The organism is Curtobacterium sp. AB451, from assembly GCF_050585845.1.
Lineage (GTDB): Bacteria > Actinomycetota > Actinomycetes > Actinomycetales > Microbacteriaceae > Curtobacterium.
In genome coordinates this window covers 63,601-81,665 of sequence record NZ_JBOBQG010000006.1, presented here as the reverse complement: position 1 = coordinate 81,665, position 18,065 = coordinate 63,601, and the positions used below count along the sequence as shown (strand labels likewise).

Sequence of the window (18,065 nt, the reverse complement as noted above, 5' to 3'; positions counted from 1 at the left end):
CCGCGCTCACTCCGTGCCGTCGTCCTCCTCGGGGTTGAAGTGCGAGTCGTCGCCCGCGTGTCCGGCGGCGAGGCCGTCGGGCTCGTTGGGGATGGTGCCGTCCTCGCCGAGGCCGTCCGGCTTCGGGGTGCCCTCCGAGTCGTTCTTCGGTGCGGTGCCGTCGGTGTCGCTCATGGTGTGCTCCCGTGCAGTGTCGGTGCGGGACCGCCGTGGTCCCGGTGGTGTCGGAACGTACCGACCCCGCCTCGGAGAAGCCCGCCGGACGCGGCCTCGACCACGCCTTCCGGATGTCCGCGCGGGCGGCCAACGCCTAGGCTGACGGCGTGAACCCGGCGCGCCACCAACTGTCCGCGCTCGTGGCTCCCGGTGCCGCCCCGCTCGTGACGGGCATGCCCGAGGCGAGCGCCTCACGCAACGCCGCCGTCCTCATCCTGTTCGGCGAGCTCGACGACGTCCCGAGCGACCGTCCGGCCGCCGACGCCGCGGTGTCCAGGGGACTCGACGTCCTGCTCCTCGCCCGTGCCGCCACACTCCGGGCACACCCCGGCGAGGTTGCGTTCCCCGGCGGCCGGGTCGACCCGGGAGACACCGACGCGGTCGACGCGGCGCTCCGCGAAGCGCGCGAGGAGACGGGTCTCGACCCCGCGGGCGTGGACGTCCTCGGCACGGTCGCCCCGGTGCCGCTCGCGTTCTCGAGGCACCTCGTGACGCCGGTGCTCGGGTGGTGGCGGGAGTCCTCCCCCGTCCGGGTCGTGGACCGGGCCGAGTCCGCCGCGGTGTTCCGCGCCCCGGTCGCCGACCTGCTCGACCCGGCCCACCGGGGTGTGACGGTGATCCGCCGCGGCGGCCAGGAGTGGCGCGGCCCCGCCTTCACCATCGACGCCGACGGGACCGAGCACGTCGTCTGGGGCTTCACCGCGATGCTCCTCGACGCGCTCTTCGACCGCCTCGGCTGGGCCGAACCGTGGGACGACCGTCGCGAGGTCGCCCTGCCGCGCACGCGCGCCTGACCGCGTCGCTGCACGGGCGGTCGCGGGTGCGGCCGGGCCCGCTCCCGGACGGGAGGCGCGGTGCGGGCCCGACCCGCGCCTCCCGTCCGCCGTCGGCGCACGTCGACACCCTGCCCCTACGCTGGGGACGTGGGGGCACGCGAGGACTGGTGGGACGATCCCGGTGACGACCTGGAGCTGCACCCCGAGCGACCCGTCGAGCGACCCGCACGGCCGGCGCCGGGCGTGGGCGACCTCGTCGCCACCGTCCTGCTCCTCGGCGCGGCCGTCCTCGTGAGCCCGGCGGCGTGGTTCGCGGTCCTCGTCGGCCAGCTGGCGTTCGCCGCCTGCGCGCAACCCACACCGGGGTGCGCCGCCGGCGACGGGGACGTCGGCACGACCATCGAGGCCTGGCACCTCGTCCTCACGGCGGTCGTCCTCGTCGTGGGGATCGCCGGGTCGGTCGCACGCCGCGGCCGACGGCGGACGGGGTGGCCCGTCGCGCTGACGACGCTCGTCGGCGTGCTGCTCGTCTTCGCCGGGGCGGTCGTCGCGCTGCAGGTCGCCAGCGGCGGCAACCTGTTCTGACCGACCCGGCCGACGGCGCTCGGACTACCGACGCGTCGCGCCGATCGCCCAGACACGCGGCGGCTCGACGCCGTTCACGGCGTGGTCGCCGATGATGCGCGCCTTGAACACCCACGGGTTGTGGCTGCCAGCGGTGCGGGCGTTGCGCCAGTGCCGGTCGAGGTTCTTCGTCGTGCTCACGCCGGACGCGGCGAGGGCGTCGAACAGGTGGCTCGTCGCCGTCGTCGCGAGGGAGGTGAGCGCGACCTGCGCCTGCGCCGTCGCGAGCTCCGCGCGGTCGTTGCGCCGCTCGTCCTCGGCGGTGTCGAGGGCGGCGCCCTCGTACGCGGCCTGCAGCGCCTCCGCTGCCCGGTCGACGATCGCCGACGCGGCGAAGCCGGCGGCGGAGACCTCACCGACGACCTGCAGGATCTGCGGGTCGGCCGCGAAGGTGTCGGCGTTGCCGTGCGAGAACACGCGGTTGCGGCTCCGGACCTGCAGGGCGATCTCGCGTTCGGCGGCGAGGACCGAGCCCGCCAGCACCGTGAGGAGCACGGCCTGGTAGTAGGCGGTCTGGTACTTGAACCGGTCGTCGAACGGGATGACCGCGTCGGCGGCGACGACCGCGTCGGTGAAGGTGCTGGTGCCCGAGCCGGTGGTGCGCTGGCCGAAGCCGTCCCAGTCGTCGCCGTGGGTCACACCCGGCTGGTGGGCGTCGACGATCGCGATGACCCGTTCCCCGGTGTCGGTGCGCTCGGCGTACGTGTCGATCCAGTCGGCGAAGATGCTGCCCGTCGAGTAGTACTTCTGGCCGCTGATCCGGAACGTGCCGTCGTCCTGCGGGGTCACCTTCGTGATGACGTCACCGATCTGGACGGCACCGACCTCGGTCCAGGAGTTCCCGGCGATCTCCCCGCGGCCGAAGCGCTCGAGCCACGCGTCGCGCTCCCCCGTGCGGGCGACGAGTCGGTCCTCGACGAGGGCGAAGTGGCCGCGGAGGGCCTGCGGGATGTTGCTGTCGGCGGCGGCGAGTTCGGTGAGCAGGCGGAACACCTGCGGCAGCGTCGCACCCGCCCCACCGAACCGGACGGGGACGCGCACGGCGCCGAACCCGGCGGCGGCGAGCTCGCGGATCTCGTCGAAGGGCAGGCGGTGCTCCTGCTCGCGGGCACTGGCACCGGCGGCGATGCGGTCGAAGATCGGTCGGAAGCGGGCGGCGAGGGTCTCGTAGTCGACGGCGTCGTCGGTCGCGGGACGGGCAGCGGTGGTGTCGGTCATGGTGGTGTGCCTTCCGGTACGGGGTCGGGCGGTGGGGGCGGGGTTCGGGGTCGGGCGGTGGGGCGGGCTTCGGGGGCGGGGTCGTGGTCGCTGTCGCGGCGCTGTCGTCAGACGGCCGCGGTCGGCGCGGCGACCACGTGCTCGACCGGGGTGGCACCGTCGACGCCGGCTGCGGCGGTCGACCGGGGCGATGCCCGTCGTGCGAGGACCGCGGCGCCGACGAACACGGCGATCGCGACCACGACCGCTCCGGTGGTCCACCAGCCCCCGGCGGGCCACCGTCCGGCGAGTCCGAGCAGCGCCGGCACCGTCGTGGTGGTCTGGCTCGCGAGGACGAGCGCCCAGGCGGTGAACCGGCCGATGTCACGACCCAGGGCGAGCAGCAGGAAGAACAGCGTCCAGAGCCCGGCCCACGTCGCCCAGAGGACGGCGAGCACCGGGTCGACCGCGACGTTCGTGGCGGCGAACGCGACGGCGACCGCCGCGACGAAGCCGCAGAACCACCCCAGTCCGGTCGCCCCGAGGCCGGCGAGGGCATCGAGACCGACGTACAGGTAGGTCAGGCCGAACAGGAACGTCCCCGTGATGGACAGCAGGGCGGGGAGGGAACCGTCTGCGGCGACGGCGACGGCGATGCACAGCAGGAGCTGGAGGCCGCCGATGAGGACGTTGAACACGCCGCTGTCCCGGCCGGGGACGCGTCCGAGGAGCGTGAGGCCGTTGACCAGGAGCGCTGCGCCGGAGAGGAGCAAGCAGATGTACGCCATGCGGAGAACCGTGGCACCGCGCCGTGCCCGCCGGAAGGGTTGTGTCGCACCGTGTCCGTCCGTGACGCGCGGTGACGGAGCGGCCGCGGCTCGTTGCTCCGCGTGACCGACGTGCCACCGGTGCCCCGTGCGCGGACGGATCGACGGACGGGCCTGGGCCGGTGAGCGGTGGGCCGGTTGGCCGGTTGGCCGGTTGGCCGGTTGGCCGGTTGGCCGGTTGGCCGGTTGGCCGGTTGGCGGTGATGTCAACCGCTGGACGGACGATCCCCGACCGTGCCCGCTCCTATCCTGGGACGGCCGCGCAGCGCACCGCGCGCCGCGGCGCGACGAGGGGAGGACGACGTGCTCGAGAACCTGGGTGGGACGCACGTGCTGGTGGTGCTGGTCCTGCTGGCGCTGGACGTGATCGCGCTGGTGCAGGTGTGGCGGGACCGACGGCGGAGCGACGTCGTGAAGGTGCTCTGGACCGTCGTGGTCCTCGCGCTGCCGGTCATCGGTGTGCTCGGCTGGGCCGTGAACTGGCTCCTGGGACGAGCAGCCGATCGACTCGACCGGGCGAACGGCCCGCGCGCGTGAGCGTCGTCCGCCCGTTCCGTGCTCGTCCGGGCGCGTGACGCGGTGACGAGCGAGCGCCACGCCGAGCTGATCGCCGGACTCGAGTCGGCTGCGTCGGACGAGTGGGGTCCGCGCGCACTCCTCGCCTGTCTGCGGAAGCTGCGCGACGGCGGCCCGACCGAGGGCCGCTCCGTGGTGGTCCACGACGCCTGGGCGACCGAGGACGGGTTCCGGGTGGTCTACGACGCACCGTTCGGCGGTCCGCGGGTCGGTGTCATCCGCGACCGCGGCACCTCGGTCGACTGGCTCGACGTGTACACGACCGGCGACGAGCCGACGCCCGAGGAGTTCGGGTGGGAGGTCGCGGACCACAACATCGGCGAACCGCTCGGTCGGCACATCGACGACCTCGACCTGGACGCCGACGGGCTCGGCTGGTGGGGTCACCGGCCGCTGCGCCGTCCCGGTCGGCGGGGCTGACCCACCGCACCGGGGCCGCACATCGGGCATGATGCAGGTCGACCCGAGGAGGCCCCGTGCACCAACCGTACGACGCCGTCCTGCTCGCCGGTGGGCGGGCAGCGCGACTCGGCGGCATCGACAAGACGGCGCTGCGCGCTCGCGGCACGACGCTCCTGGACCACGCGGTCGCGGCTGCGGCGAGCGCCGTCCGGGTCGTCGTGGTCGGACCGCGTGACGCCGACGCGCTGCCCCCGCGGGTGGTCCGCGCGCGTGAGGACCCGCCGTTCGCCGGTCCCGTGGCCGCGATCGCCGCCGGGCTGGAGGCGGTGTCGGTGCACGCGCCGCTCACCCTCGTCCTGGCGTGCGACCTGGTCCACCCCGGGGCGGCGACCGCACGGCTGGTCGAGGCGGCGGCCGCGCGGTTGATCGAGGCTGCGAGCGTGACGGCGACCGACGGACTCCGGGACGGCGTCGTCGCGGTCGACGACGACGGCCGACGCCAGCCGCTGCTCGCGCTGTACGGGACGGCCGCGCTCCGGGAGGCGGTGGAGTCGCTGCGAGCGGACGCCGGCACGCTGGCGGGCACGTCGATGCGGCGACTCCTCGCTCCGCTCGACCTGGTCGAGGTCGCCGTGCCCTCGGCGCTCTGCGCGGACGTCGACGATCCGGATGCCGCAGCCCGTCTCACCGATCCTGCTTGACTGGCCCCATGACCACAGACGACGTCCTGGCCGGATGGACCGCAGAGCTCGCCGCGGCGCTCGGGTTCCCCGCCGACTTCGAGCTCGACGTCGACGTCGTGCTCGACCTCGCTCGTGACGCGGCGCACGGGGTGGCGCGGCCGGCCGCACCGCTGACGACGTTCCTGGTCGGGTACGCGGCGGGGCTCCGCGGTGGCACGACGGCCGACGTCACCGAGGCCGCGGCCACCGCGACCCGGCTCGCCACCGCACGGGGCGAGCAGTCCGACGCGTGACGGGCTCACTCCTGCCCTGGCTGGACGCCCGGGACGCGGCGCACCGGCAGGGCCTCCAGCTCCTCGGCGTTCCCGAGACGATCGCGCTCGACGGGGCCGTCGGTCGCACGCTCGCGGCGCCGCTCGACGCTCCCGGCGACGTCCCCGGGCACGACGGTGCCGCGATGGACGGCTGGGCCGTGGCGGGCGACGGACCGTGGCGGGTCGGTGCGCCGATCGTCGCCGGGGCTGCGCCGTCGGTCGAACCCCTGGTTCCCGGCACGGCGCGTCCGATCACCACGGGGGCGCCCGTCCCTCCGGGCACGTCCGTGGTGGTCCGCTCCGAGGACGCCGGACTCGATGCGGCGGGGCTGCTCGTCCGGCACACCGCCTCGCACCGTCGACACGTCCGGCCCGCTGCGGAGGAGGTCGCACGGGGCGAACTGCTGTTCGGGTCCGGGCACGTCCTGACCCCGCCGCGGATCGCCCTCGCCGCTGCGTCGGGCGTCGACGAGGTGCGCGTCGCCCCTGCTCCGACCGTCAGGGTTGCGGTGCTCGGCGACGAGGTCGTCGGGCGCGGCGTCCCACTCCCGGGTCGTGTCCGCGACGTCTTCTCCCCCACGCTGCCCGCTGTCCTCCGGTCGATGGGCGCCGCTCCGACCGTGGCCGTCCACGTGCCGGACGGCGCGGACGAGACGGCCGCTGCCCTCGGCGACGCCCCGGAGCGCCTCGTGGTGAGCACCGGCGGGACGGCCGGTTCGTCGACCGACCACGTCCGCGGCGCGCTCGCACGGATCGGTGCGGAACTCGTCGTCGACCGCGTCGACGTCCGTCCGGGCCGACCGGTGCTGCTGGCTCGCCGGGGACGGACGCTCCACCTGTGCCTGCCCGGCAACCCGATGGCCGCCATGGTCGGGATGGTGCTGTTCGGCGGGCCGCTGGTGGCCGGGCTCCTGGGGCGCCCGGTCGACCGGCCATCGGTGATCCGGCTCGGCGTCGACGTGCCGAACGAGCGGCCCGGTGCCCTCGTCCTGGCGTACCGGTCCACGGGTGCGGGTGCGGTCCCGACGACGCACCAGAGCTCGGCGATGCTGCGCGGGCTGGCCGAGGCCGAGGGGCTGCTCGTCGTCCCCGCCGGTGGACGACGAGCAGGCGAGACCGCCGCGGCCGTCCCGCTGCCCTGGGGCTGACGACCCGACGGGGTGACGACCCCGACGGGACGATGACCCCGACGGGGTGACGACCCCGACGGGATGACGACCCCGAGGCTGGCCCCGATCCGCACTCCGACGGGCGAGCCCCTTGGTGGTCGCAGCCGCCGGTGGTAGACCCGAACCATGAACCGGATCACCGCCCGGAAACGCGTCACCCGCATCACCGTCGGAACGTCCCGGGCGGTCCGGGACGACCTGCTCGCCGTCGAGGAGCCCCTGGAGATCCGCGTCGGGGGGAGCGCACTCGCGATCACGATGCGCACCCCGGGGAGCGACTTCGACCTCGCCGCGGGCTTCCTGGTGTCCGAGGGCGTCATCGCCCGGGGCGACGACTTCGCGGCCGCCCGGTACTGCGCGGGCGCCACGGCCGAGGGGTTGAACACGTACAACGTCCTCGACGTCACCCTCGCGCGGGGCGTCCCCGCGCCGGACCCGAGCCTCGAGCGGTCGTTCTACACGACGAGCTCCTGCGGGCTCTGCGGCAAGGCGAGCATCGACGCGGTCCGGACGCAGTCGCAGCACGCCGTCCTCCACGACGACCTCGTCGTCGACCCGGCGCTCCTGGCGACCTTCCCCGACCAGCTCCGCGAGGCCCAGGCCGTGTTCGAGAAGACCGGCGGGCTGCACGCCGCAGCGCTGTTCGACGGCCGCACCGGTCGCATGCTCGTCCTGCGTGAGGACGTCGGGCGGCACAACGCCGTGGACAAGGTCGTCGGCTGGGCCGTCAAGGAGGACCTGCTCCCCCTGACCGGCACGGTCCTCATGGTGTCGGGGCGCGCGAGCTTCGAACTGACACAGAAGGCGTCGATGGCCGGCATCCCCGTGCTCGCGGCCGTCTCCGCGCCGTCGTCGCTCGCGGTCGACCTGGCCACCGAGGTCGGCGTCACCATCGTCGGCTTCCTCCGCGGGCAGAGCATGGTGGTCTACAGCCGACCGGACCGCATCGCCGAAGCACGAGCAGCAGCAGAAGCAGAAGCTGAAGCTGAAGCTGAAGCTGAAGAACCAGCAGCAGCAGACCCCGCCTCCCACCCCCGAACGACCGTGAGCGCCTCATGACCGAAGAACCCCCCGTCGCCGACGTGACCGACGCCGACCTCACCGTCGGCGAGCCGAAGGACTGGGCAGCCGGCGTCCCCGGGGTGCTGCACTCGATGGGTCCGGCGATCCAGCAGCTCGGCGTCGCACGCACGCTGAAGCTCATGACGTCCCTGAACCAGAAGGGCGGCTTCGACTGCATGAGCTGCGCCTGGCCGGACCCCGACCACCGCAAGGTCGCGGAGTTCTGCGAGAACGGCGGCAAGGCGGTCGTCTGGGAGGCCACGCCCGTGCTCGTGCCGGAGACGTTCTGGGCCGAGCACTCCGTGACCGACCTCGCCGAGAAGACGGAGTACTGGCTCGGCATGCAGGGTCGGCTGACGGAGCCGGTCTGGAAGCCGAAGGGCTCCGACCACTACGAGACGGTCAGCTGGGACCGCGCGTTCGAGATCATCGCGGACAAGCTGCGGAGCCTCTCGAGCCCCGACGAAGCGTCGTTCTACACCTCCGGGCGCACCTCGAACGAGGCCGCCTTCGTCTACCAGCTGTTCGTCCGGGCCTTCGGCACGAACAACCTGCCGGACTGCTCGAACATGTGCCACGAGTCGACGAGCCTCGCCATGGCCGAGACCGTCGGCATCGGCAAGTCCACCATCGCGTACGACGACTTCGAGCAGACCGAGCTCATCATCGTGATGGGCCAGAACCCCGGCACCAACCACCCGCGGATGCTCACCGCCCTCGAGGACGCCAAGAAGAACGGCGCCGAGATCGTCGCGGTCAACCCGCTGCCCGAGGCGGGGCTCCGCCGGTACAAGAACCCGCAGAAGGTCCGGGGCGTCGTCGGGACGGGGACGCAGATCGCCGACCAGTTCCTGCAGATCCGTCTCGGTGGGGACATGGCGCTGCTGCAGGCCGTCGCGAAGCGGGTCGTCCTCGCCGAGCAGGCGGCACCGGGCACCGTCGTCGACCACGCCTTCATCGCCGAGCACACGAGCGGGTACGACGCCTTCGTGGAGCACATCCTGCAGGTGGACGACGACGAGGTCGTCCGCGCCACCGGCCTGACGATCGACGAGATCGACGAGCTCGCCGACCGCTACCTGCGGTCCGAGCGCACGATCATCACCTGGGCGATGGGCATCACGCAGCACACGAAGGCCGTCGACACGATCAAGGAGATCATCAACCTCCTGCTGCTGCGCGGGAACATCGGCCGCCCGGGTGCCGGCGCCTCGCCGATCCGGGGTCACAGCAACGTGCAGGGCGACCGGACGATGGGCATCTGGGAACAGATGCCGGACAGCTTCCTCGACGCCCTCGCCGCCGAGTTCCACTTCGAGCCACCGCGCGAGCACGGCGTCGACGCGCTCAAGGGCATCCACGCGATGCGTCGCGGTGACATCCGGTTCTGGATGGGGATGGGCGGCAACCTCGTCGCCGCGATCTCGGACTCGCAGCTGGCCGAACAGGCCTTCCGCGGCACCGAGATGACCGTGCAGGTGTCGACCAAGCTGAACCGGTCGCACGCGGTCGTCGGTGAGGAGGCGCTCATCCTGCCCACCATGGGCCGTACCGAGATCGACGTCCAGGCGTCGGGCCCGCAGTTCGTCTCCATCGAGGACACGGTGTGCTCGGTGCACGGCAGCCACGGCCAGGTGCCGCCGGTCGCCCCCGGCCTGCTCTCCGAGGTCGCGATCGTGTGCGAACTCGCGAAGGCCACGCTGGGTGACCGGGTCGCGATCGACTGGCAGCGCATGCGCGACGACTACGACGTGATCCGCGACCACATCAGCCACGTCGTGCCCGGCTTCGACGACTACTCGCGTCGCGCCGGCAGCAAGGAGGGCTTCGTCCTGCCGAACGGTCCCCGGGACTCGCGGACCTTCGCGACGGCGACCGGCAAGGCGATGATCACGGTCAACGAGCTCGAGCACGTCGACCGACCGGCGGGCACGCTGCTCCTGCAGACCCTGCGCTCCCACGACCAGTACAACACGACGATCTACAGCCTGAACGACCGGTACCGGGGCATCAAGAAGGGTCGGCACGTGGTCTTCGTGAACCCCGACGACCTCGCCGAGCTCGGTCTCGAGGACGGCCAGCACGTCGACGTCACCACGGTCTGGGACGACGACGTCGAGCGCGTGCTGCGCGACCAGCGCATCGTCGCCTACCCGAGTGCGAAGGGCTGCGCGGCCGCCTACTTCCCCGAGGCGAACGTCCTCGTGCCGCTCGACAGCGCGGCGAAGGGCAGCAACACCCCCGTGTCGAAGGCGGTCCCGGTCCGGCTCACGCCGACCGCCGCCACCCGGTCCGCGTAGGTCGCCAGGCGCTCCGGACGTCGCGCCCGTGGGCCGGGAGGCGCGGTGCGGGCCCGCACCGCGCCTCCCGTCCCACGGACGGTCACGTCCGCTGCCCGCGGAACGTCACGACGAGCGCGTCGACCACCAGGAAGAGGAGCAGGCCGACCCCGAGGGTCGGCAGCACGGCGCTGAGCGCGAGCGCCGCCGCGACGACGGCCGCGACGCCCCACCACGGCGCACGGGCCAGCGCCCCGCCGGTCGGCGCACGCCCGACCCGACCACCGGGCGGACGGCGCTGCCACCACATGCCGTACCCGAACACGACCATCGCGGCGATGCCGAGCGCCGTGACGAACAGCAGGACCTGGTTCGGCAGGCCCCACATCGTGCCCATGTGCGTGTCGATGCCCCACCGGGTGAGCTTGGCGGGGACCGAGAACGTGTCGAAGTCCGTCCGGGACACCACGCTCCCGTCCCGTGGGTCGATCGCCACCGAGTCCACCGCCGTCGGGTACGAGCGCTTGATCTCGGCGACGGTCCAGGCCTGGTCGGCCGTCGTCGGCGGGGTGATCTGCACCTCGGCGGCGTCGATGTTGACGGCCTTCGCCGCCGCGAGCACCTCGTCGAAGCGCTCCGGGGTGACCGTCGGTGCGCCGGCACCGGTCGCGGCGGACCCGTGGTGCCCGGCGTGCTCGTCCGCCGGAGCGGACGACGGCCCGAGCGACGTGGTCAGCGACGGCGTCTGCCAGCCCCATGCGGCGCGCAACGCATCGACGTTGGCGCCGCCGAACTGTGACCAGGTGATGCCGGTCGCGGACAGGAAGAGGGCGCCGACGAGCAGCCAGATGCCGGTCGAGGCGTGCCACGAGGCCAGGCGGCGGTGTCCGCTGACGCCCCGGGCGGGGCGCACGAGGTCCCGTCGGCGACGCGCTGTCCGTGCCCGGGCGATCCAGAGCGCCAGGCCGGCGAGCGCCACGACCCCCAGCCACGACGCCGCGGTCTCGCTGTACACGCGCCCGACGTCGCCGAGGAACAGCGTGCGGTGGAAGGTGCTGATCCAGGTCCGGACCGGCAGGGCCCCCGAGGTGCCGTAGACGAGCAGGTCGCCGCGGACCTCGGCCGTGGCGGGGTCGACGAACACGGCGCGGGACTGTGACTCGAGCAGCCCGTCCTCGGCGAACATGACGCGCGTGGTGTCACCGGCCGTCGGCGCCGGACGCACCGCGGACAGCGTGTCCTCGGGGTGGTGCTCGTCCGCGTACGCCTGCGCGGCCGCGACCTGGTCGGCGAGCGGCAGGGGTGCCGCACGCGACGGTGTCGTGAGCTCGTGCGCGTACACGGCCGACTCGATCGAGGGGGCGAGCGCGTACGCGGCGCCGGACAGCGCCGCGATCAGGACGAACGGTCCGACGAACACGCCGGCGGTGAAGTGCAGCCGGAGCAGGAGCTGCAGGAACCAGCCGCGTCGGCGGTCGGGCGTCGGCTCGGGTCGGGTGGGCGGGGTGACGGGACGATCGTCCAGGGCGGTCATCGGGTCCTCGGTGGCCGGGGTCGGGCCGGGTGCCGCGACGAGGAGCACTCTACAAGTTGTAGAACCATTGGTGCACGGACTCGCGGGGAGCCGTGCCGCCGAGCGCAACCGGCCAGCCGGAACCCGTACCGGAGCGCGACCTTGAACGAATCCGAATCGACTGCCGACGCCCGGGCCGGATACGGTCTGCCGCATGACGATCGACCCCCGGAACGGAAGCGGCGCCGGCGCCTCCTTCAGCGAGCTCGTCCCCGCCGTGGAGTGGCTCTGGTTGGTGGTCGGCCTGGTCTGGCTCGTCGTGGCGATCGCCGGCGACCACCTCACCGACCGGCTGCGCGGCGCAGGAGCGCCGGGCAGCGGACGGCGCCCCGGATCCGCCCGATCCCACTGATCCGAGGCCGTCGCCGCACCGGGGACTCGACGAGCCGGACGCCGGCTGACCACGCCGGAGTCCCCGGCGCGGCGAGCGTTGCCGCACCGGGGACGTCCGTCGATCAGTTGTAGGAAGCCAGCCGGTTGGGGGCGGTGTTCCCCGCCGGCGTCGGCACCGCTCCGCCGACCCCGTTGATCACGCTGGAGATCGTGCCCGTGTCACCGAGCGACACCGTGACGAGCCCGTGCGCGCGGACACCGGCGGTCTGCGGGACCTCGAACGCCCGGTCGGCGTGCACCGCGGGGTTCGTGTTGAAGAAGCAGTAGACACCGCCGCCCCAGATCTCGTGGCTCGTGACGTTCGCGGCGACCTTGTACGCCGCGTAGCCGGCGCCGGTCGGGCTCTGCCACGACGCGTTGTCCGGCACGTCGTACGGCATCTCGTTCTGGAAGAAGATCGTCCGTCCGTTGTTGCCGTTCCACTGCACTTCGTACTTCTGGTAGTGCTCGACGAACAGACCGGTCGCGAGGACGTCGTTGCCGTTCACCTCGACACCGGTCGCGCCGGTGTTGACCGTCCACCCGGTGGCGGCCCCACCGTGGTCGGCACGCCAGGCCCAGATGTGGTCGACCAGGGTGTCGTCCGCGTTGACCTGCAGGGTCGTCGTCGCCTTGCCCTGGATGCTCGAACCGACGCGGAAGAAGACGTCCTGGATGCTCTGCGGGTCGGCGGCGTGGTCGACGTGCGAGCCACTCGTGCCGAGTCGGACGAGCTGGGCGCTGTTCTGCGAACCGGCGTCGACGACGAGGTTCGACACGTTCACGCCGGCGACGTCGGTCGAGGTGAGCACCGCGTTGCCCTGCGTCGGCACGAGCGTCGGGAAGCCGATCCCGGTGACGACCGTGTCCGGACGGGTGATCGCGATGGGCGCGTTCAGCTGGTAGGTGCCGGGCGTGAAGAACAGGTTGAGTCCCTGCGACAGCGCGCTGTTGATCGTCGCCGCCGAGTCGCCCGGGTGGGCGACGTAGAAGTTCCGCATCGGGATGTCCGTGCCGGCGGTGTCCGGCCAGGTCACACCCGACGAGCTCTGCCGCAGCGACGGCACGAACACGTGGTACCTGTTCGACGAGTCGATGTACAGGTACGGCTTCTCGCGGGTCGTCGGCGTGGTCGCCAGGGTCGTGTAGCTCTTCGAGAAGTCGTTCGCCGGTGCACCCTGCACGCCCGAGAACGTCATGTTCCAGTTGCCGCCCTGCCAGGACCCGATGGACGAGTTGCGGGTGTACCACTGCTGCTGCGAGCCGGACGTGACCGTCCCGTCGACCTTCGTGTCGGCGATGTACCCGCCGGACGAGTACCCCTGGCCGCCGTCCTGGTTCGAGGGTCCCATCGTGAGGTTCCCCTTGATGTGCACCCGGCGCATCGGCGCGGCCTGGGACACCGCCCAGCGATCGGTCCCGCCCTCCGGGACGATCGCCACGTTCTCGACCGACCGCCAGAAGTTCTGCGTCGCGTTCTTCTCGTCACCGGCGTTCCACCCGGAGTCGACGTTCACGGCACCGTTGATGGTGACGTCGTCGGGGTTCTTCCCGAGGCCGGCGACCGTCGTGTAGAACCCGAGGTTCGCCCACACCCGTCCGTAGGAGCCGGGCTTGAACAGGAACGCGTACCGCTGGCTCCCGAACTGCGCGCTGGTGCTCCGGAGCTGGGAGTCGAACGCCGCGTCGACGTCGGCCTGGATCGTGGACGTCGGCGTGGAGGAACTGTAGATCTTGACGTTGCTCCCGAAGTCCGGGGTGTCGCTCGTGGTGACCGCCTGGGCGGAGACCGCGGGCAGCACTGCCCCCACGACACCGACGCTCAGCGCGATCGCGACGAGGTGCTTCATCCGTCGTTGCATGATGCTCGATTCGTCATCGTGCGGCGTCGTTGCCGCACGCAACAGACGGTAGACCCGACCGTGCCAGGAGACAGTCCGACGATCGGAGGACCGGGACGTGCCCCGCAACGGAGGAACCTTGCGCGGTGCGGTCGGTTCGGAGCGCGGTGCCGTCGGATGCGCATGATTCCGCCGGAGATGGGCAAGATTGCGTTCCCCGATCCTGCCTAGGCTCGAGACACGATCCGGTTCCGCGCACCACCAGCCGCACACCGCGGCCGACCCGATGACGGGAGGTACGACATGTCGCAGTTCGTCCAGGAGTTCTCGAAGGACGCCATCGTCGGAGAACCCGAGGTCGTCGAGGACCGCCTGTCCGTCCGCGAGGTCGCAGCCCACCCGGCCTGGCTCCGGCTGAAGGACGCCGTCACCGCGCTGCAGACCGTCCAGGTGCAGGACGGCTCCGTGCCCGAGCCGGCCGACCACGCTGCCGCGACCGAGCACGTCGCGAGGATCATCCCGGCCATCGCCGAGCTCGCCCCGCACTTCCCGCACGATGCCGCGTTCCTCGACGCCGTGCAGGACGACTTCGCCCGGTGGCGCGACGAGGGCTTCGGGGTCCCCGACTTCCTCGACTCCCTGACCGCGTTCCAGCCGCAGCAGCACCGCGTCGACGGGATCGGCCACCTCGTCGTGTTCCCGATGGTGACGCAGAACGGCAGCTCCTCGCGGTTCGTCGAGGCCGTGCTGGTCGAGGTCATCTGGCCCGAGTTCATCGCCGAGCTCGAGGCCGGCGACTACGGCAACACGCTCTTCGTCGCGCTGCGCTTCGTCGACTTCACCCCCGGGTACGACACCAACTCGGCCGTGCTCTTCCCCGAGACCGTCGCGATGCGCGAGCTGCCGACGTTCACGTGGGGCGCGATCTTCCAGGACCGTGAGGCCGCCCGCTACCGCCGGGTCGTCCGCGCAGCCGCCGAGATCACCAAGCTCGATCTTCCTGACGACGCACGCGCGATGCTCGACGACCAGGAGCTCACCGAGCGGGTCTTCGTGATGTGGGACATCATCCACGACCGGTCGCACATGCGCGGGGACCTGCCGTTCGACCCGTTCATGATCAAGCAGCGCATGCCGTTCTTCCTCTACTCGCTCGAGGAGCTGCGCTGCGACCTCACCGCGTTCCGCGAGTCGGTGCGTCTGGAACGCACCCTCTCGGCGCTGCCGGATGCGAGCCTCCAGGACGCGCAGCGCGCGATCCGCGACCACGCGCGCCTCGTGCAGTACGCCGTCGTGTTCGACCGGATCTTCCGCTTCGCGATCACCGGCAGCCGCGTCCGGAACTACGACGGGCTCGGCGGGCAGCTCCTCTTCGCGTGGATGCACCAGCACGACGTCCTGCACTGGACGGACACGCAGCTCACCATCGACTGGGAGGCCGTGCCGGACGTCATCATCGCCCTGAGCGACCAGATCAACGAGCTGTACCGGCGCTCGATCGACCGGCCGAAGGCGGCGCACTGGCTCGCCGCCTACGAGATGCTCACCCGGACGCTCACCCCGCACCCGGCCTCGGCGTGGGCGCGCGGACTCCCGACCGAGACGCTCGCCGGGCCACCGAGGGGCTACACCGACGCCGTCCTCGACGACGAGTTCCCGCTGTCGATGTTCTACGAGGCGCTCGACAAGAAGATGGCCGCGGTGATCGAGTCGACCGCGGGCATCACCGGGACGAGCGACGACGCACGGGCCGCCGCCGCGTGAGCGACGGCAGCCTCGACGGCCGCACGGTGCTGGTCGCGGGGGCGACCAGCGCCAGCGGCCTCGCCGTGTCACGGGCACTGGTCGCCGCCGGAGCGACGGTGGTGGCCGTGGGCACGAGGGCGGCGGGCCTGGAGGCGCTCCGCACCGCCGTCCCGGGCGTCACCACCCACGCGTGCGACCTGTCGTCGCGTGCCGACGTCGACGCGCTGGTCGCGCGGATCCACCGGGACACCGGGCCGGTCGACGGGCTCGTCCACCTGGTCGGCGGCTGGCGCGGGGGCGGCAGCATCGCCGGGCAGACGGACGCGGACTGGGACTTCTTCGACCGCGGGTTCCGCACCCTCCGCAACACCACCCGAGCGCTGGTCGACGACCTCGTCGCGTCACCGGCCGGGCGACTCGCGTCCGTGTCGTCCACCGCCGTCGACGCCCCCACCGCTGGCGCGGCGAACTACGCGGCCGCCAAGGCGGCGGCGGACGCCTGGGTGCGCGCCGTCGCCCAGGGGTTCCGGAAGGACGCCCCCGACACCGCAGCAGCGGCCGTGTTCGTCGTCCGGAGCCTGGACGGCCTCGAGGACCGCCTCGGCGACGAGGTCGTCCGCCTCTGGGACGTCGATGCGGCCACCGTGAACGGCACCCGACTCCCCCTCGACCCCTCCCTAGGATGAACCAGTGACCCTTCGACTCCACGACCTGGACCTGCGGGGCTTCGCCTCGGACAACTACGCCGGCATCCACCCCGAGATCCTCGACGCGATCGCAGCGGCCAACGACGGCCACCAGATCGCCTACGGCGAGGACGTCTACACCGCCCGCCTCAACGAGGTCGTCGCCGAGCACTTCGGCGCGCAGGCGCAAGCGTTCCCGGTGTTCAACGGCACCGGTGCGAACGTCGTCGGCCTGCAGTCGATGCTCCCACGGTGGGGCGCCGTCGTGTGCACCTCGACCGCGCACATCCACACCGACGAGGCCGGTGCCCCCGAGCGCGTGGGCGGGATCAAGCTCCTGCCCGTCGAGACGCCGGACGGCAAGCTCACCCCCGAGCTCATCGACAAGGAGGCCTGGGGCTGGGGCGACGAGCACCGCGCCCAGCCGCTCGTCGTCTCGATCACCCAGACCACCGAGCTCGGCACCGCCTACTCGGTGGACGAGGTCCGCGCGATCGCCGACCACGTCCACCCGCTCGGCATGACGCTGCACATGGACGGCGCCCGCATCTCGAACGCAGCCGCGAGCCTCGGGCTCCCCCTGCGCGACTTCACCACCGACGCCGGCGTCGACGTCCTGAGCTTCGGCGGGACCAAGAACGGGATGCTCTACGGCGAGGCGATCGTCGTCCTGAACCCCGACGCGTCCGAGGGCCTGCACTACCTCCGCAAGCTCAACATGCAGCTCTCGTCGAAGATGCGCTTCGTCTCGGCACAGCTCATCGCCCTGCTCACCGACGACCTCTACCTCCGGTCGGCCGGGCACGCCAACGCCATGGCGCAGCGACTCCGCGGCGCCCTCGAGGCGGGGATCGCCGACGGCAGCATCCGCGGCGTCGGGTTCAGCCAGGAGACCCAGGCGAACGGGGTCTTCGCGACCCTGCCCGCCGGGGTGGCCGACCGCCTCCGCGAGCACTTCCGGTTCTACGACTGGGACGCCAGCCGGAACGAGGTGCGGTGGATGTGCTCGTTCGACACCTCGGAGCAGGACATCGACGCGTTTGTGGCGGCGCTGACGCGCGAGCTCGCCGCCGTCTGACGACCATACAGCGGACGGGAGGCGCGGGGCGGGGCCGCACCGCGCCTCCCGACCGTCAGCCGGTCACGTGACGGTCCGCACCAACTCGACCAGGCGTAGCGACGGGGCGTCCCGCCCCTGCCCCAGCAGGCGGAATTCGCGGGAGCGACCGCTCGGGCGGAACCCGCGACGCTCGTAGAAGCGACCAGCGGGCACCGCCTGGTCGTACACCTCGAGGCGGAGCCGATCGCCGTGCCCAGCTGCCCACCCGACCACGTGGTCGAGCAGCGCATCCGCGACACCGTTCGCCCGGCCGCGGAACGACGGCGTGACGTACACGCCGGTGAGCACGGGATCGTTGCCGGATGCGTCGCCGACCTGGCCGCTCATCATGCCGATCCAGCGGCCCGTCGGGTCGACCGCCACCACACTCGTCGTCTCGGTCCCCTCTCCACGTCGCGCGCGGAGCCGCCAGTCGTCCTCGCTCATCGCGAGCGTGTACTCGAGCGTCGCACCGTAGGAGATCGGGTCGTCGGTCGCGTTCTCGATGCGGAGCGACCGCACCTGCTCCCAGTCGCGCTCGGTCGTGGTCCGGATCGAGAACGCAGCCTGCACGACTCCACGGTACGACCCGCGCTCTGGGGTGTCCGTCACGGCCCACCCGA

General features: G+C 72.5%; 19 protein-coding genes. 13 read left to right on the top strand and 6 right to left on the bottom strand.

Annotated elements, in window-relative coordinates:
* Positions 1 to 6 precede the first annotated feature (6 nt).
* The gene (locus ACQXVK_RS14335) at positions 7 to 174 is read right to left on the bottom strand and encodes a hypothetical protein (protein ID WP_430853996.1); all 168 of its coding nucleotides are present in this window, start codon (positions 172 to 174) and stop codon (positions 7 to 9) included.
* Between the two features lie 215 nt (positions 175 to 389).
* Here ACQXVK_RS14335 and ACQXVK_RS14330 point away from each other — a divergent pair, with 215 nt between their 5' ends.
* Entirely contained in the window at positions 390 to 1,010 is a 621-nt protein-coding gene (locus tag ACQXVK_RS14330; RefSeq protein ID WP_083857904.1) for an NUDIX hydrolase, read from the top strand.
* A 129-nt stretch (positions 1,011 to 1,139) separates the two neighbouring features.
* The gene (locus ACQXVK_RS14325) at positions 1,140 to 1,577 is read left to right on the top strand and encodes a hypothetical protein (RefSeq protein WP_402267901.1); all 438 of its coding nucleotides are present in this window, start codon (positions 1,140 to 1,142) and stop codon (positions 1,575 to 1,577) included.
* Positions 1,578 to 1,601: 24 nt separating this feature from the next.
* Here the strand turns inward: ACQXVK_RS14325 and ACQXVK_RS14320 are convergent, their stop codons facing one another.
* Together ACQXVK_RS14320 and ACQXVK_RS14315 are read right to left on the bottom strand one after the other, a co-directional pair.
* The gene (locus tag ACQXVK_RS14320; RefSeq protein ID WP_430853995.1) at positions 1,602 to 2,834 is read right to left on the bottom strand and encodes an acyl-CoA dehydrogenase family protein; all 1,233 of its coding nucleotides are present in this window, start codon (positions 2,832 to 2,834) and stop codon (positions 1,602 to 1,604) included.
* Positions 2,835 to 2,941: 107 nt separating this feature from the next.
* Positions 2,942 to 3,601, bottom strand: coding sequence for an AmiS/UreI family transporter (locus ACQXVK_RS14315; protein ID WP_430853994.1), 660 nt, complete (start codon positions 3,599 to 3,601; stop codon positions 2,942 to 2,944).
* Between the two features lie 342 nt (positions 3,602 to 3,943).
* Between ACQXVK_RS14315 and ACQXVK_RS14310 the strand changes: the two genes are divergently transcribed.
* The 7 genes from ACQXVK_RS14310 (at position 3,944) to ACQXVK_RS14280 (ending at position 10,146) form a co-directional block, all read left to right on the top strand.
* Positions 3,944 to 4,177 carry a PLDc N-terminal domain-containing protein gene (locus ACQXVK_RS14310; RefSeq protein ID WP_430853993.1) on the top strand — a complete coding sequence of 78 codons (234 nt, stop codon included), beginning with the start codon at positions 3,944 to 3,946 and terminating at the stop codon, positions 4,175 to 4,177.
* Between the two features lie 42 nt (positions 4,178 to 4,219).
* Positions 4,220 to 4,636, top strand: a complete 417-nt coding sequence (locus ACQXVK_RS14305; protein WP_416393201.1) for a hypothetical protein — start codon at positions 4,220 to 4,222, stop codon at positions 4,634 to 4,636.
* Between the two features lie 56 nt (positions 4,637 to 4,692).
* On the top strand, positions 4,693 to 5,319 hold the full coding sequence (mobA, locus tag ACQXVK_RS14300; protein WP_430853992.1) for a molybdenum cofactor guanylyltransferase: 627 nt from the start codon (positions 4,693 to 4,695) through the stop codon (positions 5,317 to 5,319).
* 8 nt (positions 5,320 to 5,327) lie between these two features.
* Entirely contained in the window at positions 5,328 to 5,594 is a 267-nt protein-coding gene (locus ACQXVK_RS14295) for a DUF6457 domain-containing protein (RefSeq protein ID WP_031262690.1), read from the top strand.
* Positions 5,591 to 6,763 (top strand): molybdopterin molybdotransferase MoeA, encoded by a 1,173-nt coding sequence (locus ACQXVK_RS14290; protein WP_430853991.1) that lies wholly within the window; start codon positions 5,591 to 5,593, stop codon positions 6,761 to 6,763. The genes ACQXVK_RS14295 and ACQXVK_RS14290 overlap by 4 nt, the downstream gene beginning before the upstream one ends.
* Positions 6,764 to 6,910: 147 nt before the next feature.
* Complete coding sequence (gene fdhD, locus ACQXVK_RS14285) at positions 6,911 to 7,843, top strand: formate dehydrogenase accessory sulfurtransferase FdhD (protein ID WP_430853990.1); 933 nt, start codon at positions 6,911 to 6,913, stop codon at positions 7,841 to 7,843.
* Positions 7,840 to 10,146: an FdhF/YdeP family oxidoreductase gene (locus tag ACQXVK_RS14280; protein ID WP_430853989.1), complete on the top strand. Its 2,307-nt coding sequence runs from the start codon at positions 7,840 to 7,842 to the stop codon at positions 10,144 to 10,146. Before fdhD ends, ACQXVK_RS14280 begins: the two co-directional genes overlap by 4 nt.
* Positions 10,147 to 10,228: 82 nt before the next feature.
* Here the strand turns inward: ACQXVK_RS14280 and ACQXVK_RS14275 are convergent, their stop codons facing one another.
* Positions 10,229 to 11,659 carry a PepSY-associated TM helix domain-containing protein gene (locus ACQXVK_RS14275; protein WP_430853988.1) on the bottom strand — a complete coding sequence of 477 codons (1,431 nt, stop codon included), beginning with the start codon at positions 11,657 to 11,659 and terminating at the stop codon, positions 10,229 to 10,231.
* A gap of 193 nt (positions 11,660 to 11,852) precedes the next feature.
* Between ACQXVK_RS14275 and ACQXVK_RS14270 the strand changes: the two genes are divergently transcribed.
* Positions 11,853 to 12,050 carry a hypothetical protein gene (locus ACQXVK_RS14270; RefSeq protein ID WP_022907410.1) on the top strand — a complete coding sequence of 66 codons (198 nt, stop codon included), beginning with the start codon at positions 11,853 to 11,855 and terminating at the stop codon, positions 12,048 to 12,050.
* Positions 12,051 to 12,153: 103 nt separating this feature from the next.
* Here ACQXVK_RS14270 and ACQXVK_RS14265 read toward each other — a convergent pair whose 3' ends face one another.
* Positions 12,154 to 13,920 carry a hypothetical protein gene (locus tag ACQXVK_RS14265; RefSeq protein WP_430853986.1) on the bottom strand — a complete coding sequence of 589 codons (1,767 nt, stop codon included), beginning with the start codon at positions 13,918 to 13,920 and terminating at the stop codon, positions 12,154 to 12,156.
* A 294-nt stretch (positions 13,921 to 14,214) separates the two neighbouring features.
* Between ACQXVK_RS14265 and ACQXVK_RS14260 the strand changes: the two genes are divergently transcribed.
* Genes ACQXVK_RS14260 through ACQXVK_RS14250 form a run of 3 tightly spaced genes read left to right on the top strand, consistent with a single transcriptional unit; the run spans position 14,215 to position 17,421 of the window.
* Positions 14,215 to 15,675, top strand: a complete 1,461-nt coding sequence (locus tag ACQXVK_RS14260) for a DUF6421 family protein (protein WP_430853985.1) — start codon at positions 14,215 to 14,217, stop codon at positions 15,673 to 15,675.
* Positions 15,672 to 16,343 (top strand): SDR family oxidoreductase, encoded by a 672-nt coding sequence (locus tag ACQXVK_RS14255; protein WP_430853984.1) that lies wholly within the window; start codon positions 15,672 to 15,674, stop codon positions 16,341 to 16,343. The genes ACQXVK_RS14260 and ACQXVK_RS14255 overlap by 4 nt, the downstream gene beginning before the upstream one ends.
* 4 nt (positions 16,344 to 16,347) lie before the next feature.
* Complete coding sequence (locus ACQXVK_RS14250) at positions 16,348 to 17,421, top strand: threonine aldolase family protein (protein WP_430853983.1); 1,074 nt, start codon at positions 16,348 to 16,350, stop codon at positions 17,419 to 17,421.
* A gap of 63 nt (positions 17,422 to 17,484) precedes the next feature.
* On the opposite strand, the gene ACQXVK_RS14245 is transcribed toward ACQXVK_RS14250, so the two are convergent.
* Positions 17,485 to 18,015, bottom strand: a complete 531-nt coding sequence (locus tag ACQXVK_RS14245; protein ID WP_430853982.1) for a GNAT family N-acetyltransferase — start codon at positions 18,013 to 18,015, stop codon at positions 17,485 to 17,487.
* Positions 18,016 to 18,065 lie beyond the last annotated feature (50 nt).

Excerpts from the sequence above, each read along its gene's own strand:
- ACQXVK_RS14280 (WP_430853989.1), top strand. The coding sequence starts at position 7,840 with ATGACCGAAGAACCCCCCGTCGCCGACGTGACCGACGCCGACCTCACC.
- ACQXVK_RS14260 (WP_430853985.1), top strand. The coding sequence starts at position 14,215 with ATGTCGCAGTTCGTCCAGGAGTTCTCGAAGGACGCCATCGTCGGAGAA.
- ACQXVK_RS14265 (WP_430853986.1), bottom strand. The coding sequence starts at position 13,920 with ATGAAGCACCTCGTCGCGATCGCGCTGAGCGTCGGTGTCGTGGGGGCA.
- ACQXVK_RS14315 (WP_430853994.1), bottom strand. The coding sequence starts at position 3,601 with ATGGCGTACATCTGCTTGCTCCTCTCCGGCGCAGCGCTCCTGGTCAAC.
- fdhD (WP_430853990.1), top strand. The coding sequence starts at position 6,911 with ATGAACCGGATCACCGCCCGGAAACGCGTCACCCGCATCACCGTCGGA.
- ACQXVK_RS14320 (WP_430853995.1), bottom strand. The coding sequence starts at position 2,834 with ATGACCGACACCACCGCTGCCCGTCCCGCGACCGACGACGCCGTCGAC.
- ACQXVK_RS14295 (WP_031262690.1), top strand. The coding sequence starts at position 5,328 with ATGACCACAGACGACGTCCTGGCCGGATGGACCGCAGAGCTCGCCGCG.
- ACQXVK_RS14275 (WP_430853988.1), bottom strand. The coding sequence starts at position 11,659 with ATGACCGCCCTGGACGATCGTCCCGTCACCCCGCCCACCCGACCCGAG.
- ACQXVK_RS14270 (WP_022907410.1), top strand. The coding sequence starts at position 11,853 with ATGACGATCGACCCCCGGAACGGAAGCGGCGCCGGCGCCTCCTTCAGC.
- ACQXVK_RS14330 (WP_083857904.1), top strand. The coding sequence starts at position 390 with ATGCCCGAGGCGAGCGCCTCACGCAACGCCGCCGTCCTCATCCTGTTC.
- ACQXVK_RS14335 (WP_430853996.1), bottom strand. The coding sequence starts at position 174 with ATGAGCGACACCGACGGCACCGCACCGAAGAACGACTCGGAGGGCACC.